The organism is Lysinibacillus sp. NPDC097868, from assembly GCF_044761135.1.
Lineage (GTDB): Bacteria > Bacillota > Bacilli > Bacillales_A > Planococcaceae > Lysinibacillus.
The window spans coordinates 128,517-145,476 of sequence record NZ_JBIWBS010000005.1; the positions used below are offsets into that span (position 1 = coordinate 128,517).

15 protein-coding genes are annotated in these 16,960 nt (G+C 37.2%); 12 read left to right on the plus strand and 3 right to left on the minus strand.

Features of this window, described 5'->3' with window-relative positions; genetic code table 11:
• The first annotated feature begins 87 nt into the window (after positions 1-87).
• The 3 genes from ACIQXJ_RS21025 to ACIQXJ_RS21035 all read left to right on the plus strand — a co-directional run bounded on the left by ACIQXJ_RS21025 (position 88) and on the right by ACIQXJ_RS21035 (position 3,926).
• Positions 88-834, plus strand: a complete 747-nt coding sequence (locus tag ACIQXJ_RS21025) for a DUF4184 family protein (RefSeq protein ID WP_403057325.1) — start codon at positions 88-90, stop codon at positions 832-834.
• 481 nt (positions 835-1,315) lie between these two features.
• Positions 1,316-2,728 (plus strand): YfcC family protein, encoded by a 1,413-nt coding sequence (locus ACIQXJ_RS21030; RefSeq protein ID WP_403057328.1) that lies wholly within the window; start codon positions 1,316-1,318, stop codon positions 2,726-2,728.
• A gap of 28 nt (positions 2,729-2,756) precedes the next feature.
• Positions 2,757-3,926: a M20 metallopeptidase family protein gene (locus ACIQXJ_RS21035; protein WP_403057331.1), complete on the plus strand. Its 1,170-nt coding sequence runs from the start codon at positions 2,757-2,759 to the stop codon at positions 3,924-3,926.
• A gap of 478 nt (positions 3,927-4,404) precedes the next feature.
• Here ACIQXJ_RS21035 and ACIQXJ_RS21040 read toward each other — a convergent pair whose 3' ends face one another.
• On the minus strand, positions 4,405-5,595 hold the full coding sequence (locus tag ACIQXJ_RS21040; protein WP_401012444.1) for a coenzyme F420-0:L-glutamate ligase: 1,191 nt from the start codon (positions 5,593-5,595) through the stop codon (positions 4,405-4,407).
• Positions 5,596-5,729: 134 nt separating this feature from the next.
• On the opposite strand from ACIQXJ_RS21040, the gene ACIQXJ_RS21045 reads away from it, so the two are divergent.
• Positions 5,730-6,650 (plus strand): LysR family transcriptional regulator, encoded by a 921-nt coding sequence (locus ACIQXJ_RS21045; RefSeq protein ID WP_401012446.1) that lies wholly within the window; start codon positions 5,730-5,732, stop codon positions 6,648-6,650.
• Positions 6,651-6,685: 35 nt separating this feature from the next.
• Here the strand turns inward: ACIQXJ_RS21045 and ACIQXJ_RS21050 are convergent, their stop codons facing one another.
• Entirely contained in the window at positions 6,686-7,573 is an 888-nt protein-coding gene (locus ACIQXJ_RS21050; protein WP_403057493.1) for a LysR family transcriptional regulator, read from the minus strand.
• 114 nt (positions 7,574-7,687) lie between these two features.
• On the opposite strand from ACIQXJ_RS21050, the gene ACIQXJ_RS21055 reads away from it, so the two are divergent.
• Complete coding sequence (locus ACIQXJ_RS21055; RefSeq protein WP_403057336.1) at positions 7,688-8,704, plus strand: YeiH family protein; 1,017 nt, start codon at positions 7,688-7,690, stop codon at positions 8,702-8,704.
• A gap of 107 nt (positions 8,705-8,811) precedes the next feature.
• Here ACIQXJ_RS21055 and ACIQXJ_RS21060 read toward each other — a convergent pair whose 3' ends face one another.
• Complete coding sequence (locus ACIQXJ_RS21060; RefSeq protein WP_401012451.1) at positions 8,812-9,147, minus strand: heme oxygenase; 336 nt, start codon at positions 9,145-9,147, stop codon at positions 8,812-8,814.
• A 306-nt stretch (positions 9,148-9,453) separates the two neighbouring features.
• Here ACIQXJ_RS21060 and ACIQXJ_RS21065 point away from each other — a divergent pair, with 306 nt between their 5' ends.
• The 7 genes from ACIQXJ_RS21065 (at position 9,454) to ACIQXJ_RS21095 (ending at position 16,883) form a co-directional block, all read left to right on the plus strand.
• Complete coding sequence (locus tag ACIQXJ_RS21065; RefSeq protein WP_403057339.1) at positions 9,454-10,140, plus strand: response regulator; 687 nt, start codon at positions 9,454-9,456, stop codon at positions 10,138-10,140.
• Positions 10,124-11,548, plus strand: a complete 1,425-nt coding sequence (locus ACIQXJ_RS21070; RefSeq protein WP_403057342.1) for a sensor histidine kinase — start codon at positions 10,124-10,126, stop codon at positions 11,546-11,548. Before ACIQXJ_RS21065 ends, ACIQXJ_RS21070 begins: the two co-directional genes overlap by 17 nt.
• A gap of 186 nt (positions 11,549-11,734) precedes the next feature.
• A complete protein-coding gene (locus ACIQXJ_RS21075; protein WP_403057345.1) occupies positions 11,735-12,598 on the plus strand; it encodes a peptidylprolyl isomerase in 864 nt (287 codons plus the stop codon).
• Between the two features lie 18 nt (positions 12,599-12,616).
• On the plus strand, positions 12,617-13,318 hold the full coding sequence (locus ACIQXJ_RS21080; RefSeq protein WP_403057348.1) for a polyphosphate polymerase domain-containing protein: 702 nt from the start codon (positions 12,617-12,619) through the stop codon (positions 13,316-13,318).
• Positions 13,319-13,334: 16 nt separating this feature from the next.
• Positions 13,335-14,018: a DUF4956 domain-containing protein gene (locus ACIQXJ_RS21085; protein WP_173479225.1), complete on the plus strand. Its 684-nt coding sequence runs from the start codon at positions 13,335-13,337 to the stop codon at positions 14,016-14,018.
• A 48-nt stretch (positions 14,019-14,066) separates the two neighbouring features.
• Positions 14,067-15,983: a CotH kinase family protein gene (locus ACIQXJ_RS21090; protein ID WP_403057351.1), complete on the plus strand. Its 1,917-nt coding sequence runs from the start codon at positions 14,067-14,069 to the stop codon at positions 15,981-15,983.
• Positions 15,984-16,280: 297 nt separating this feature from the next.
• Entirely contained in the window at positions 16,281-16,883 is a 603-nt protein-coding gene (locus tag ACIQXJ_RS21095) for a class I SAM-dependent methyltransferase (protein ID WP_403057496.1), read from the plus strand.
• Positions 16,884-16,960: the final 77 nt, after the last annotated feature.

The window sequence follows — 16,960 nt, forward strand, 5'->3', positions numbered from 1 at the left end:
CATAACAAGGAGCTGAGCTTCACAGTTTATCGAAAAAATTTTGAGAACTTACAGCAAAAGATAAATTAACAAAAGGGGTTTAAAACAATGCCACTCACTTTTGCACATCCTGCTGCCGTCTTGTTGTTCTCCAGAAAAAGCAAATACATTAATTTTTCTGCAATGGTTTTCGGTAGCATGTCTCCAGATTTTGAATATTTTCTAAGAGGTCAACCTAAGGGTGAAATAGGGCATACTTTTATGGGGTTTATTACTTTAAATCTACCTTTAGTAGCTTTAATCTACTTTATATATCATTTCTTTATACATCAAACCTTAGTTAGTCATTTGCCTATTTTACTACAAGATACTTATACCAAAAGAGTAGATTCAAATAAAATGTTGAATTTAGTAGTCTTTATTTATTCTGCATTGTTTGGCATGTTTACTCATGTAGTATGGGATTCCTTTACTCATATAAATGGGTATATGGTGCTTCATTTCCCTGCAGTATTTACCAAAATCTATAGTATTTACAGTTTTGAAATACCATTGTATAAGTTTTTACAACATGGTAGTACTTTATTTGGAATAATTTTGATAATTGGTTATATGTATTTCAGATCTTTATCTCAAAGACATGAAAATACCAATGTTTGTATTAAGTGTAAGCTCATTTATTGGTCAACTATATTTCTAGTTACATCGTTATTAGTTATTATTTGGTATGTAATAGACTATGTTTCAATTTTGAATTACGGAATAATTGTTGTCAGAATAATAGATTCTTTTTTTATTAGTTTATTACTAATATCAATCTATTTAAAATATAGTCCAAAAAAAGATTGCAATTAGATTGAATAAGCTGGGTTGTCCTTCTGTAACATACAATGAGAAGCTTAAGGCTTTATCACATAGTTGGTTCTTCTAAAGAGGCTGTTCCGAAAATGGAACAGTCTTTTTTATGATAGAAAGTTACTGAAAATAAAGTAATGTCGTTTATTCAAAAGAGGATGATATTAGTACACGAACGATTTTTCCTATGCGTAGAATTACGGTTTTCTAAAACTAACCTCATATAAATTTACAATGCTCTAATTGATTAAAGTAGTAAATTTGCGCTGTATTGTGAATAAAAATTTAATACTTTATAAAACTGAATTATCAAAAAATATTGACATTTCAGTTTTAATTTTTTATATTTTTACTAACATATTTCCGTTTATCGGAATATATTTCCGTGTAACGGAAAAGGGGTGAAGTGGATTTCTTGTCTAGTGTAACAAGTTTCTACTTTTGAAAGGGTTTTATATTACGAATGTAAAGGGGAGAGAGAATGGCAAATTTACAGGAAAATAATAATTTAGAAGAGCCGAAAGTTAAAGGTATCAATGCGTTTGTTTTAATGTTTATCATTATTTTGGTAATGAGCGCCCTTACTTATATTATTCCAGCAGGTCAGTACGATCGAGTGGAGAGTAATGGTCGAATGGTTGTGGATCCTGAATCATTTCACTATATTGATTCGAGTCCAGTTGGTTTTCTTCAAATATTTAATAGTGTCCATTTAGGGTTGCTAGAAGGTGCCTCCATTATTTTATTTGTATTTTTATTTGGTGGCGCACTTGGTATCATGCAAAAAACAGGAGCTATTGATTCATTTATTAAAGTAATGGCTTCTAAGTTTGGTAAGAAGGAGTACGTATTAATTCCGATTCTTATATTAATCTTTGGTAGTTTAGGAACTTTAATCGGTTCAGCTGAGGATACGCTAGTATATATTGCAATCATTATCCCGTTAACAATGGCTCTTGGAATGGACGCAATTACAGGATTTGCGATAGTAATGCTAGGGACATTGGCTACTGGATTTACATCGGGGATTACAAATCCGTTTAACATCGGGGTTGCCCAAACGATAGCTGAATTGCCAATGTATTCAGGTATGTCCTATAGAATTATCGTATTTTTTGTTTTTTATCTTTTAACGGTAATCTATATTATTAGACATGCTAAAAAAGTTAAAAAAGATCCGTCTAAAGGGATTTACGGGAAATTTAAGCCAGAAGAAAGTGTTGAAATATCATTAGACTTTAAAATGAGTGGGCGCCACTTATTAGCATTGCTTGTGTTATTGGCGAATTTTGTCGCATTAATTGTTGGGGTTATTAAGTTCCAATGGTATATCAGTGAAATTGGTGGCGTGTTCCTATTAAGCAGTATTATTATGTCGATAATTTGTAAAATGAGCCCGAATAAAATGGCTGAAGGCTTTATTTCAGGAGCTAGAGATATGGTAGAGGGTGCGCTTATCATTGGCTTTGCTCAAACTATTTTAGTTATTACTACATCAGGTGGCTTAATTGATACGATTTTACATTTTGTAGCGAATGCAGTAAGTGTACTACCTGCTTCTATTAACGCTGTGGGCATGTTCTTACTACAGCTTTGCCTAAACTTCTTAGTGCCATCAGGAAGTGGACAAGCGGCTTTGACAATGCCAATTATGACACCGTTAGCAGATTTAATTGGTGTATCAAGACAGACAGCGGTATTGGCTTTCCAGTTTGGAGACGGTATTTCAAACATGGTAATCCCTACAAGTGGTGTATTGTTAGCAGGTCTAGCAATCGCAGGTATTCCTTTCTCTAAATGGTTTAAATGGGTGTTCCCATACTTCGCTATTCAAACAGCTTTAGCTATAATTTTACTAATTATCGCTCACACTATGAATTACGGTCCGTTTTAAATTGGTAGAATGATAGGAGGATTTGCAAATGATAGAAACAAAAGATTTAAAACAACAAGTCATTGCCTGGAGACAGCATTTACATATGCATCCAGAGTTATCACATCAAGAACATGAAACAGCAAATTATATTTATAATCAATTAATAACATTCCCACATTTAGAAGTGAAGCGCTTAACTGAAACGAGCGTGTGCGCATTTTTAAAAGGAACGAAGACAGAAGGTAATGGTCATACAATTTTATTACGTGCTGACATCGATGCATTGCCGATTGAGGAAGAGACCGATCTGCCTTTTAAATCAAAAAATCCAGGAGTTATGCATGCTTGTGGGCATGATGCACACCCAGCCATGTTATTGGGGGCTGCAAAAGCATTAGCCGAGCGTGGAACAGATTTCAATGGTGAAATTCGTTTCGTTTTCCAACATGCAGAGGAGGTAACGCCAGGGGGAGCAGCTCAACTTGTTTCTCTAGGTATCGCAGAAAATGTAGATTATGCATTTGCATTACATGTAAGTCCTGATTATAAAGTTGGTCAGTTTGCCATGAAGGATGGGAAATTTACAGCGGCCGCGGATGATTTTGAGATTAAGATTTATGGACGTGGTAGCCATGCATCTATGCCTGAAGTAGCGATTGACCCGTTGTTAATTGGTTCAGAAATGGTTGTTGCACTGCAAACAATCGTGTCGCGTAAAGTACCAAGCATTCATGCACCGGTCTTAACGGTAGCACAATTCCATTGTGGCACAGCATTAAATATTATTGCTGATACTGCTGAGCTAGGGGGTACAATACGTTCACTAGACGCAACAGTACGTGTCGATGCTCGTCGTCATTTAGAAAAGATTGTCAATGGTATAGCGTCGATGCACGGAGCAACAGTAGAGATTAAATGGGAGCTTGGCTGTCCTTCAGTGACAAACGATAAGGAGCTAACGGCTTTATCACGACGTATAGCTGGCGATATTGTTGGAACAGAGGGTGTACAAGAATTAGCTGCACCAATGTTCGGCACTGAGGATTTTGCAGATTTTTCTGAGGTTGTCCCTTCTTCTATGCAGTTTATAGGGGTGCATAACGAAGAGTTTGGTGAAGCATATCCGTTGCACCACCCACGCTTTAAACTTGATGAGGATGCCCTTATTTACGGTGTACGCTATTTTGAAAATATCGCTCGGACATTATGCCCATAAAAAACACCCGCCATTGTAGGCGGGTGTTTTCGTTTGTCGGTGTAAGGTATCTAGTAGTTAATTGGAGTGGCGGACGATGACGCCTACGAGACAGCACAAAATATAAGACACACCAATCCGCGCACAAGCGAGGGTTGCGGCTTACAGAGTGCCCGCGGAAAGCAACGCAGTAGTCATCTGAATTTATTTAAATATTGGTTGAACTAAATGACCTTTTTTATTCAGGAGGACGATAATTATGCATGATTTTAATCTTTTTCGCCCTGAAGAGAAGCGATACGAGTTGATTGGAGTGGAGGGCGGCGACTCCAGCGGGAACAGCACAGAACGTAAGACGCAACAATCCGCGCGAAAGCGAGGGTTGCGGCTTACACTGTGCCCACGGAAAGCGTCCGCCCGTAACGGAAATCAACGGCAATAATCATCTGCAAACTAAAACACCCACCTATGCAGGTGGGTGTTTATATGTTAAAGCGTATTATTTTGTATAGTTATCGAAATAACCTTGAATATAAATCATCGGTGTTCCTTTGTCGCCTGAGCCTGAAGTTAAGTCAGAAAGAGAACCGATTAAGTCTGTTAATTTACGAGGTGTTGTACCTTGAGCTGCCATTTGACCAGTCAAATCCTCGTCTTTATTTTGAATATATTCAGAGATAGCTGCTTTTAATTCCTCTCCACGAAGATCAGCAAAATCGTTATCTGCTAAATATTTTAATTTCACTTCATTAGGTGTACCATCTAAGCCTGCAGTAAAGGCAGGAGATACAACTGGGTCAGCAAGTTCCCAAATTTTACCTACAGGATCTTTGAATGCGCCATCGCCATAAACCATTACCTCTACAGTTTTACCAGTAGCTTCTTTGATTTTTGCTTGAATGCCATCAACGATTGGTTGGCAAGTATGTGGGAATAATTTTACACTTTCTTCTGTCGCTTTGTTTGAACCAAGTAAGCCGTATTCAGCATTGAAGCCTGAACCATTTACAGATACAGCTAAAATGTTATCTAACGAGAATACTTTTTCAGCACCATTCGTTGTTAAAATACGTTTTGTACGGAAGCGAGTGTGAATATCACATGTTAGTACACTTTTTGTATAGTCTAAAATTGTTTTCGGGTTGTTTGAGAAGATTACTTCACAAGCAGCACCTTCAGCCTCAATTAATTCTTTGTAGTATTCGATATAATCGACACCTGTAAATGTATGTTTTTTATAGCCGAAATGTTCACGGAATTCAGCTTCCGTTAATGTATCTGTCCAAGGGTTAATACCTTTTACATCTAGTTCGTCGATATCAACTAAGTGGTTACCAACTTCATCAGATGGGTAGCTTAGCATTAAAACAACTTTTTTAACACCTTTCGCAATACCACGTAAGCAGTTTGCAAAACGGTTACGACTTAAAATTGGGAAAATAACACCAACAGTATCATCACCGAATTTAGCAGCTACGTCCGTTGCAATGTCATCGATTGATGCATAGTTACCTTGTGCACGAGCTACAACTGATTCTGTTACTGTAACAATATCACGATCTTCAATTGAATAGCCTTCTACTTTAGCGGCATTTAACACTGTATCTACAACGATTTGTTCAATATTATCGCCTTCGTTAATAATAGGACCACGAAGACCTCTTACAACTGTACCAACTACACGTTCCAAAATAATCTCTCCTCATAAAAAGCTATATGTTAATTTAAATAATATGAATAAAAATCAATATGATTTTACTATACGCTCAGTTAATGATATAAGTAAAATTAATAGTTCATATAATAGCTATAAGGAGTACTTATATGATAGGGAAATTAGATTTATATCGTGTTTTTAGTGTTGTTGCTAAAAATAGTAGTTTTTCTAGGGCAGCTAAAGATTTATTTATGACACAGCCAGCAGTTAGCCAAGCAATGATGCAATTGGAAAAGGAACTTGGTACACGACTCTTCAATCGTACACCGAAAGGCGTAACGTTAACGACAGAGGGGAAGCTGCTGTATGAATATACAAACTCGGCATTAGGTCTTTTAGATGCTGGAGAGGAAAAGCTTCTGGAATTTAAAAACTTAACGACAGGTCAATTGAAAATAGGTGTAGGAGATACTATTTCGCGCTTCTTTTTAATGCCGTATCTCGAATCTTTTCATACGATGTATCCAAATATTAAGCTACAGATGCTAAATGGTACGACCTCTGAAATATGTAACTTTATTAAATCTGGTGAAGTGGATGTAGGGCTTTGCAATTTTCCAATAGAAGATGTGAGCCTACAATTAACAGTGTGCACGGAAATACAGGATATTTTCGTATGTGGAGAGAAATATAAAACACTGCAATCAAAAAGCTTACGTTTTGAAGATCTACTTAAGTTTCCACTTATTTTTCTTGAGAAGAAATCAAATTCAAGAAACTATGTAGAAAATTATTTAATGTCGAAAGGAATTCAAATTGCACCTGAGTTTGAACTAGGCTCGCATGATTTGGTGCTTGAATTTGCACGGAGTAATTTAGGGATTGCTTGTGTAACAAAAGAGTTTTCACAGGATTATTTGCAGCGAGGACTACTATATGAGCTTCCATTAACAGAAAGCATTCCAAATCGTAGCATTGGCATGTGTTATTTAAAAAGCGTTCCATTGTCTCGTGCTGCTACAAAATTTATAGAGATTATCGAGCGTAAACAGGCTCGTAAAACGATAAACCCTAGAACATTAAAGTAAGCTTAGCGACTAAAATACAGCCAGCTAAGCTTTTTTTATGCCTCATTTTTCCTCGTAATAAATTCAATAAGTGCCTCAACATTCCGTTTATTCTTCATCGTAGGCGAGTGAAGGTAAGAAAAAGTCCGCATAAAACGTTGTTCCGCAAGTGGCAAAATGGCAATATCACCATTTCGGATGTCACGCTCAATGACACTGCCAGACAGTAAAGACAGACCTAGTCCTTCAATGACACTTTCCTTTACGCCTTGATTGCTACTAATTGTTAGAAGTGAATGGACTTGAAGACCATTTGTACGAAAAAGATGGTCTAAATAATTGCGTGTCCCTGAGCCAACTTCTCGTGCAACCCATTTTTGTCGTTGTAATTGTGAAATAGTAATAGAGGGTTGCTTAACAAGTGGATGGTTGCTTGCACTGACGATAAATAATTCATCCTGCATAAATGGCTGAATGACGAGCTCGTTGTCATGTGCTTGTCCCTCTATAAGACCAATATCTACTTGTAATAGCTTCGTAAATTGAATAATTTCATCGGTATTGCCAATAATAACTTGTAACTCTAATTGAGGAAATTGTTGTTGAAGTTTTGATAAAATGGATGGCAGAATATTTTCACCAATCGTAAAGCTTGCTCCAATAATGAGTGTTCCTTGAATTGAGTGATGATATGCTAAAATATCTTCCTGTGCAGCCTCCGCAATGGCCATAATTTGCTTTGCACGTTTATATAAAATTTCACCAGTAGGTGTAATTTGCACAGACTTTGGCGAACGAATAAATAACGTCGTGTGAAACGCTTGTTCAAGGTTTTTAATATGTAGACTCACACTAGGTTGGGAAATATGTAAAATTTCTGAGGCTTTCGTAAAATTGTTTACTTCAACTAATGTAATAAAAGTTTTTAACGCATCGTATTGCATCATATCACCCCTTATTATTAGAAAAATTAATGATAGCAATTATATATATGTATTTTACTAATGATTACCTTTTTTATAAAGTAATATTCATAAAGAATGAAAGAAGTGGACAGCATGGAACAACAACGAGGGATCAAGAAATTCCTAACGCCGCCTTTTATAAAGGGCATTATATTGACGTTGGGCCTTGCCTTAGTGGCTAAGTATATTTCTACATTTCCTTTCTTCTCAATATTAGGGCAGCTTGTGATAGCAATTATACTAGGTATGGCTTGGAGAGCAGCGTTTAGTGTGCCAGATGCGTGGCAAACGGGTATATCATTTTCGAGTAAAAAACTATTGCGTTTCGGTATTATCTTGCTTGGTATGCGGTTGAACTTAGCTGATATTTATCATGCAGGGGCAGGCGTTTTTCTTATTGCATTTATCAATTTAGTATTTGCACTTTTTGTCGTTTACGGCTTAACGAAGGTATTTAATGTCGATAAAAAGCTCGGCATTTTAACAGCCTGCGGGACAGCTATTTGTGGGGCTGCGGCTGTAGTTGCAATTGCTCCTCAAATTAAAGCGAATGAAAAGGAAACAGCAGTAGGTGCAGCGATTGTAGCGTTGCTTGGTACAGTATTTACACTTGTTTATACACTGCTGTATTCAATATTTGGTTTAACGCCAACGCAATATGGTATTTTTGCGGGAGGTACATTACATGAAATAGCTCATGTCATTGCAGCAGCGTCTGCAGGTGGTGATGAGGCTGTTGATATGGCAGTCATAGTAAAATTAACTCGCGTAGCATTACTTGTGCCAGTAGCAATAGTAATCGGTATTATGTATCAAAGAAGGGATAAAGAACAAGGAGATAAAGCATTTTCTCTTTCTATTATTCCTTGGTTTATTCTAGGGTTTTTAGTAATGAGCGGGATTAATTCATTAGGAATAGTACCACCGGCAGTTGCGCAAACTTTTGTGAACTGTGCATATATTCTAATTGCCATGGCGATGGCGGGATTAGGATTAAATGTAGAGATTAAAACTTTTAAACAATTGGGCATTAAAGCATTTATCGCGGGATTAATCGGTTCCGTTTGTTTATCAGTTGTCGGCTATATTTTAGTAGTCGTGTTTCAATAATTGTGTGAGTGCCTGGCACTTAAATTAAAAAACCATGCATATTTCTAGAAATATGCATGGTTTTTTAGATAGAATCAGAAGATATTTAAAAGGTTTACAATTTGTTATTAGCTTTGTGCTTCAATAGAAGAAGCAAGCTCTGCAATAACAATTTTACTGCCGATAATAGGGCTATTCTCAGGTTTTGCACTTTCTGAACCAGGTTCTGGACGGTGATGTGCCGCAGCAAAAGCATCACTATTACGCCAAGCTTGGAAATGTTCCTTCGATTCCCAGTACATATTGACGCTCATTTCGTCATATGTAGGATCATCTGTCGAGATTAATACCTCTACTTTATGAAAGCCCTCAAACTGTTGTAGAGGACCTGGCTTCGTAAAGTTTGGTGCCATTTTTGCTGCAAAGCCAGGCTTTACTTGAATACGATTTGTAACAATAATCATACTATTACCCCCTAATCATTTTATTGAAGATAGTTTAAACTACAATTGAATGAATTATCAATGATTATCATTCGCAATCAATGATAAGTGTCCAAAGAAGCCATTGTCAACCGAATTGCAAAAATTCGAGAGAAGAATAATAACTTTTTCTATAAATGCATTAGGTAAATAGGTTGTATGGAGTATCGTTATAAGTCTGTTTTCAAATATACATATAAGTATTCTTTAGTCGAACTTGCTGACATTTGGCTGACATAAACAGATGCTATAATAAAAAATCAACAAGCCGTGGCGGGGTGAAAAACGATGACCAAAATATTAGTGGTGGAAGATGAATTCGCAATTAGCCAAGTATTGAAGGCCTATTTGCACAAGGTAGGATATGAAGTTGTACAATGCTTTACTGGTGGTCAGGCAATAGAATTGTTTACGGAACATCAGCCCGATTTAGTATTATTAGATATTATGTTACCTGAAAAAAACGGCTGGACGATTTTACGAGAAATTCGCAATGAGAGCGCTTGTCCAGTTATTATGCTAACTGCGTTAGGAGATGTAAATTATCGTTTAGAAGGTTTCAATCAAGGTGCAGACGATTATATTCCTAAACCATTTATAGCTGACGAAGTTGTCGCGCGAGTAAAGGCTGTATTAAGGCGAGCCGAAAACAATTATGAAACAACTTTAAAGAAGCGATTCGGTCAGTTGGAAATTGATATGCAGGCGCATCAAGTGCACCTCAATGGTCAAGAAATTGTGTTAACACCGCGGGATTTATCGGTGCTCTTATTTTTAGCAGAACATCCAAATCAAACATTCACACGTGATCAGCTCATTGAACAAGTATGGGGCTGGGAATATGAGGGCAGTGATCGAGCCGTCGATTTAGCGGTGAAGCGATTACGTAAAGCACTTATAGAGTGGGATGAAGCAGAAGGAGAGATTAAAACATTACGTGGATTGGGGTATCAGTTAAGTGTTCAAAAAAAATAGGCGAATCTCCTTACTCAACTATTGGACGAGACGTTATTTACTTACACTCTTTATAGGGCTAGCCATTATCTCTTTAATTTCCGCTAGCTGGATACGTCACACAGCTTTTGAAAATCGGCTTGATTTAATGAATTTTATAGCGGAAGAAACAGTTTATCGTTTGACTGATACCACTGGTTCAAATGCACCAACAGACGGCTTACCGGGCTTTATCGGTAATCGTGAACGATATAATATGAGAGAAATTGATCCGATTTTATATGTAGTCGATGTAAAAGGCAATGTTCTGACAAGTAATCGACCGAGGCCTCCAGGAAGCACTAATAATGTTGCTAACCTATTAGATGATGAAGAAGGAGCGAAGAAGATACTAGTCGAAGCCGAGGGCAAAAAGACGATTCAATATATAGTGAAAAAGAAGATTGAAAGGGATAATAACGTAGTCGGATGGGTGCTTGTGCTAGAGAAAAAGGAAAACTTAACAAAAGTTCAACAAGAATATGGTCAACTTGCCTTACTAATTGGAGCTCTTGCTGTCCTAGGCTGGGGAGCAATCTATTTCTTATCAAAGCGCTTAGTACGCCCAATTAAGCAGGTAGCTGAAGCGGCTAAACAAGTACAAGAAGGCAATTATACATTTGATTTACCTCAAAATAATAAAGAAGAAGAAATTTTCGAGCTTGTGACATCCTTTAAGGAAATGGCCAATAAGCTTGAACAATTAGAGAGAACGCGAACAGAGCTGCTTGCTGGTGTGACGCATGAGCTAAAAACGCCTGTTACGTCCATTAGTGGACTTTTGCAGGCTGTAAGAGATGGCGTTGTAACCGGTAAGGACGCCGAAGAATTTATTCACATGGCATTGCTAGAAACGACGAAAATGAAAACGATGGTTGGAGATTTACTAGCTTTTAATAGTTTTGCAGTAGATGCGATTCCGGTTAACCTCGTCACAGTAAACGTCAATCATCTAGTAAGAGATTCTGTGGCCCAGTGGGAAGTGATGGAGGATGAACAAAACGTTAAAATACAAGTAAATTATCTTCTGGAGTCAGTAAATGTGCAGGCAGATGTCGTGCGTATTCAGCAAATATTCACAAACCTTTTAACAAATGCAAAGCAAGCAATGCAGGAAGGGTTAGTGACGATTACCTTAAGGCAAAAACTTGATAGTGTCATAATTGCTGTTAAAGATACAGGTAACGGAATCACTCAAGAAGATCAGGCATTTATTTTCGAACGATTTTATAGAGGGGAAAATAAAAAATACGCTGTTCGAGGGCTAGGCTTAGGTTTACCGTTAAGTAAAATGATGGCTCAATCAATTGGTGGTGATTTACGTTTAGTTGAAAGTAATCCAACAGGAACATGTTTTGAAATAACCTTATTAAAGGCTACAACGCTGTAACGGCGTGGTGGCCTTTTTTGTTGTGCTGTATGTGAGAAGAAGGGGATTTGTGAAGCTATTATAAAGATTCACTAATGGAAATGTAAAAATTTTTGAAGGAATTGTAAAGCTGACATCTGACTGACACATTAGCACTTTATAGTAATCAATGTAAACGAGAAAATAAACGAAAGGATGTTATAGAGAATGACTATAAATTCAAGGTTTATCAAGATATTTGCTGTTCCCGTTGCATTAGCAATGCTATTAACTGGATGTGGAGAGAGTAGCGATTATGTGGCAACGGTGGACGGTGAGAAGATTCTTCAGACAGAGCTAGATGAGGCATTGCGCGATCAATATGGTGCAGACGTGTTAGACACACTCATAAACAATAAAATTGTCGAGCTTGAGGCGACAAAAGAGGGAATTACCGTATCGGATGACGCCATTCAAGCAGAATACGATGAGCTTGTAGAATCTTATGGTGGAGAGGATTCTTTACAAGAGGCACTCGATGAAAATGGTTTAACAAAGGAAAGTGTTAAGGAAAATATTCGTATGTATCAGCTGACGAAAGATGTGATTGCGGCAAGCATTGATATTTCGGATGAGGAATTAACGCAATACTTCGAGGAAAACAAGGACGACTACGGTCAACAGGATCAAGTAGTAGCTAGCCATATTTTCCTTGGAGATGAAGCAACTGCTAAAGAGGTTGAAGCGAAGATAAAAGCTGGTGAGGACTTTGCTGAGCTAGCGAAAGCATATTCAACTGATTCAGATACAAGTGAAGATGGTGGCGATTTAGGCTATATTAGTCGCGGTCAGATGGATGAGCAGTTCGAAGAGGCTGCATTCGCTCTTGAAAAAGGGGCTGTTAGTGGTGTGGTGCAGTCAGCAGAAGGCTATCACATTATTAAAGTGACAGATAAAGTGCCTGCAGAAGAAGCGGTATTTGAAGATGTCAAAGATGAAGTTTATGAAACTGTCTTGGAATCTCGTATTAATGAAGAATATATGACTTGGCTAACTGAAAAACAAGAGCAATACAAGATTGTAAAGAAATAGTAGGAAGGAGAAAACATCATGCCTAAACTGACATCATTTAACCCGAATGGTCGGAAGGAAATTAAACAGGCTATCTCATATCCAGACTATGCACTTTTGAAAAGCAAAATCCAACATTTGATGAAGCTGGATCACAATGCAGGTCCGGATGGAAAATATTTAATTCGAAGCACATACTTCGATAATTTTGCTAACAAAGTTTTGAATGAAAAAAAAGAAGGGTTTATTAATCGAGATAAATACCGAGTACGTATTTATGGGAAATCCGCTGCTTTGGTGAATTTAGAGCGTAAAAGTAAGCGTAATAATTTAACGTTTAAAACAAAGTGTGTAATCACACAGACGGAGTACGAAAAAATGCGTACTGGTGAAATTGCATGGATGGAAAATGATGACCGCGTTTTAATAAGAGAATTATTTCATGAGATGAAATATCACCAAATTAAGCCAACGACGGTTGTCGATTATGAGCGAGAGGCGTACATTTATCCCTTTGGCAATGTACGTGTAACATTCGATAGTAAGGTGCAGTCAAGCCTTCGCAATACAGATATGTTCAGTAAAAATTTGCCTATGGTAGATGTGCTAGAACCGAACCTCGTCATTTTAGAAGTGAAATATGATGAGTACTTGCCAGATATTATTAAATATTTACTACAATCAGTGGATACACGTGCTGAAGCATATTCAAAATACCAGCTTAGCCGTATGCATGTATAAAAAGGAGAAATGAAAAATGGATAATATGAATTTTAGTGATATTTTTAAATCGAATTTTCTAGAGAAAACAACATCATTTTCATTAACAGATTCAATCATTGGACTAGTTGTTGCTTTCTTTGTTGGGCTATTTATTTATGCAGTATATAAGAAAACCTTTAATGGTGTGATTTATTCGCACTCCTTTAATATTTCGTTGCTTATTATGACTATGGCAACATCGCTCGTTATTATGGGTATTAGTTCAAACGTCTTGTTGTCACTTGGTATGGTAGGTGCATTATCAATTGTTCGTTTCCGTACGCCCATTAAGGATCCAATGGATTTAGTGTATATTTTCTGGGCAATAGTGTCAGGGATTCTTTGTGGAGCAGGATTCATTCCACTTGTTATTATTGGCGCAATTTTGATTGGTCTAGTTCTACTAGTATTAGTGAATAAAATTACGATTGAAAATCCTTACTTATTAATTGTGAAATTTGAAGAAGATTTAGCTTGTGAAGAAGTGGAGCGTATCATTGCTGCACAGTCTAAAAAGTACGCGTTAAAATCAAAATCAATCATTCAAAATGATGAAATCGAAACAACATATGAAATTCGCGTGAAGCAAAATGATGCAAAGTTTATGGACAATTTAACAAAAGTACCTGGTGTAAAATCAGCAATTATGCTTAGCTACGATGGTAACTTCACAGCGTAATGAAAGTGAACGATAGTTTTCTAAATACGAGCAAGAGAGGTGCAGTCAATGATTAAAAATCGAATTGTCTATACCAGTATGGCGATTCTCCTCCTACTCTTTGGCGTGATGGTTGCTGTACTTCCAAACTTAGGCATTGAAACGAAAAATACGGAATATTCCTATGAGACGCTTGTGTTCAATAAAAGCAAAGTAACAACTGTTGATATTGAAATACCTCAAGAGGACTGGGAGGACATGCTGGAAAACGCTGCTGATGAGGAGCTTAAGCAGGCCAATATTACGATAAATGGCAAGACAATAGAAAATGTAGCGATTCGTACAAAAGGGAATTTATCGTTACGTTCTGTTGTCAATAGCGACTCCGATCGTTATAGCTTGAAAGTCGATTTTGACTATTACGATGATAATCAAAGCTTATATGGATTAAAAAAATTAAATTTAAACAACAATTATAGTGATTCAACTTTAATGCGAGAATATATTTCATATGAACTTATGGAAAAAATGGGCTTACCGACCCCTGCCCATTCCTATATGTATGTTACGGTGAATGGAGAAGAACGTGGCTTATATTTAGGGGTAGAAGCAGTCGATGAAACATTTTTAGCGAATAATTATGCATCCAATGACGGATTTTTATTTAAACCAGATGGCACAGGCAGTGATTTAAAATATATTAGCGATAATATTGCCGACTATACAGGTATCGGTTTGAAAACGAATGAAGACAATATTGAGGATTCAAAGTTAACTGAAATGCTTGATGCCATAAATAATGGCGGAGACATCGAACAATATATTGATGTCGATGAAATGCTACGCTACTTTGCTGTCAATACAGCACTAGTAAATCTTGATAGTTACCAGGGAAATATGAAGCACAACTACTATTTATATGAGAATAATGGAGTGTTTTCTATTATACCTTGGGATTATAATATGTCATTCGGCGGCTTTGGTGCTGGCGGTGGTGGAATGGGCGGCGGCAATCTAAATCAAATGCGGGAAAAAGCTGATAAGGAATTACCCGAAGGTGAGACAGAAGAGAACGCAGAAATACCAGCAATAAAGCAGCCACAAGAGGGCCAACCAAATGGTGACCAACCACCAGAAGGGCAGTCAAACACCGAGCAACCTCAGGAAGATCAGTCAAATGGCGATCAAACACAAGAGGGCCAACCAAATGCCAATCGCAATAAAGGGAACTTCGATATGGGCGGTGGTATGTCTAGTAATCTAATGGCAGATAGTGCAATTAACTTTAGCATAACTTCACCTGTATCTGGGACAACTCTTGAAGAGCGCCCACTTTTAAATGCGTTACTGTCCAATGAAACATATCGCGCTAAGTATGAAAGTTATTTAGAACAACTCGCAACGAATTATTTAACAGAAGATTATATACAGTCGATTACGAACAATTTAGCGATGCTATTAACAAGCTACGAAGAAGCAGATCCTACAAAATTTTATACAACAGAGCAGTTTTTAGAGGGTGTGGCAGGGGACAACAGTCTACCTGAATTTGCTAAACAACGTTCTGCATCAATCTTAAAACAACTGTCGGGTGAATTAGTTGTAGAAACAAGTGCGACTGCTCAAAATAATATGGGTATACCAAATGGCGACACAAATAACGAGGGGAATGGAAATAAAATGCAATTGCCTGACGATTTTGATCCAAGCCAATTACCAGAAGACTTTGATCCGAGTCAATTACCAGAAGACTTCGACCCATCACAAATGCCTGAGGCTGGCATGGGCAATGAACAAGGCGGAGGAGATAAAGGTGGTGGTCCTATGCAACGTCCTGATGGAAATGGGGGACCTAACCAAGGTAATGGACAGGCTACGCAAGAAGCAACAATCGATAAAAGCACAGTGTTAACAGCAACTGCTTCGTTTTCATTTTTAGTGGCTGCACTCCTCTTCGTTTTTAGATTTAATCGTAGAGGACGTTAAAAATACACCATATTCAAATCGTTTAGATAAAGTCACAATATCGTATAAGGCATCAAGAGGTTCACTCTTGATGCTATTTTTTTCATTTGGTTGGAGCGGAGCACAACGAATATGTGCCAGGCACTCACACAATTATTTAGGACCCAAACTAAGTGCCAGGCACTCAAACAATTCTCCGTTTTTAGGTTTGATCGAAGAGGACTATAAAAATAATCTGTATCCAAATCTTTTATATAGGGTGTTTGCTTTTTTACATGCTAAAATAAAGCATTCTTTTTTTCGAGGAGTATCTAAATGATGAATGAACAACAATTTGATAAATTTTTGCACATTAATACGGTCGGGGAACAATATGGATTTCCTAAACTAGCTCATTACCATCGTTACGAGCCAACTCCCTATGCTGGATTGGAACAATTATTTACACAATATGATTTGCCGGAAAATCCAGTATTTATTGATATGGGCTGTGGAAAAGGAAGGGTCCCTATTTATATTCATCATAAATTTCACGCTCCAGCAATTGGAATAGAAATGGACGCAGGCTTTTATGAAGAGGCAGAGCATAATAAGGAGAGCTATTGTCGGAAAAATGGCTCACAATGTGCCATTTCTTTTGTTCATACTATTGCAGAAAACTACAAAATAAAGCCGTGTGATAATGTTTTTTTCTTCTTTAATCCGTTCTCCATTAATATTTTTCGAACTGTCATTCATAATATATGGGAGTCTTTTGAGCAAAATATGCGGGATATTCACATTATTTTATATTACCCACCATATGATTATTTGCAGTTTTTACATCACGGCACACCTTTTGAATTGATACATGAGGTACATCTAGAAAATGAAACAAATATTAATGAACGTCTTTGCGTTTTTGCTTTAAAAAAGGCGTAACTTCCATAGAGGTGGTTGATTTTCCTTTCGTGCCATTCCTGCAGGAGTATCGCGCCTTCCACTCCAATCAACTCGAA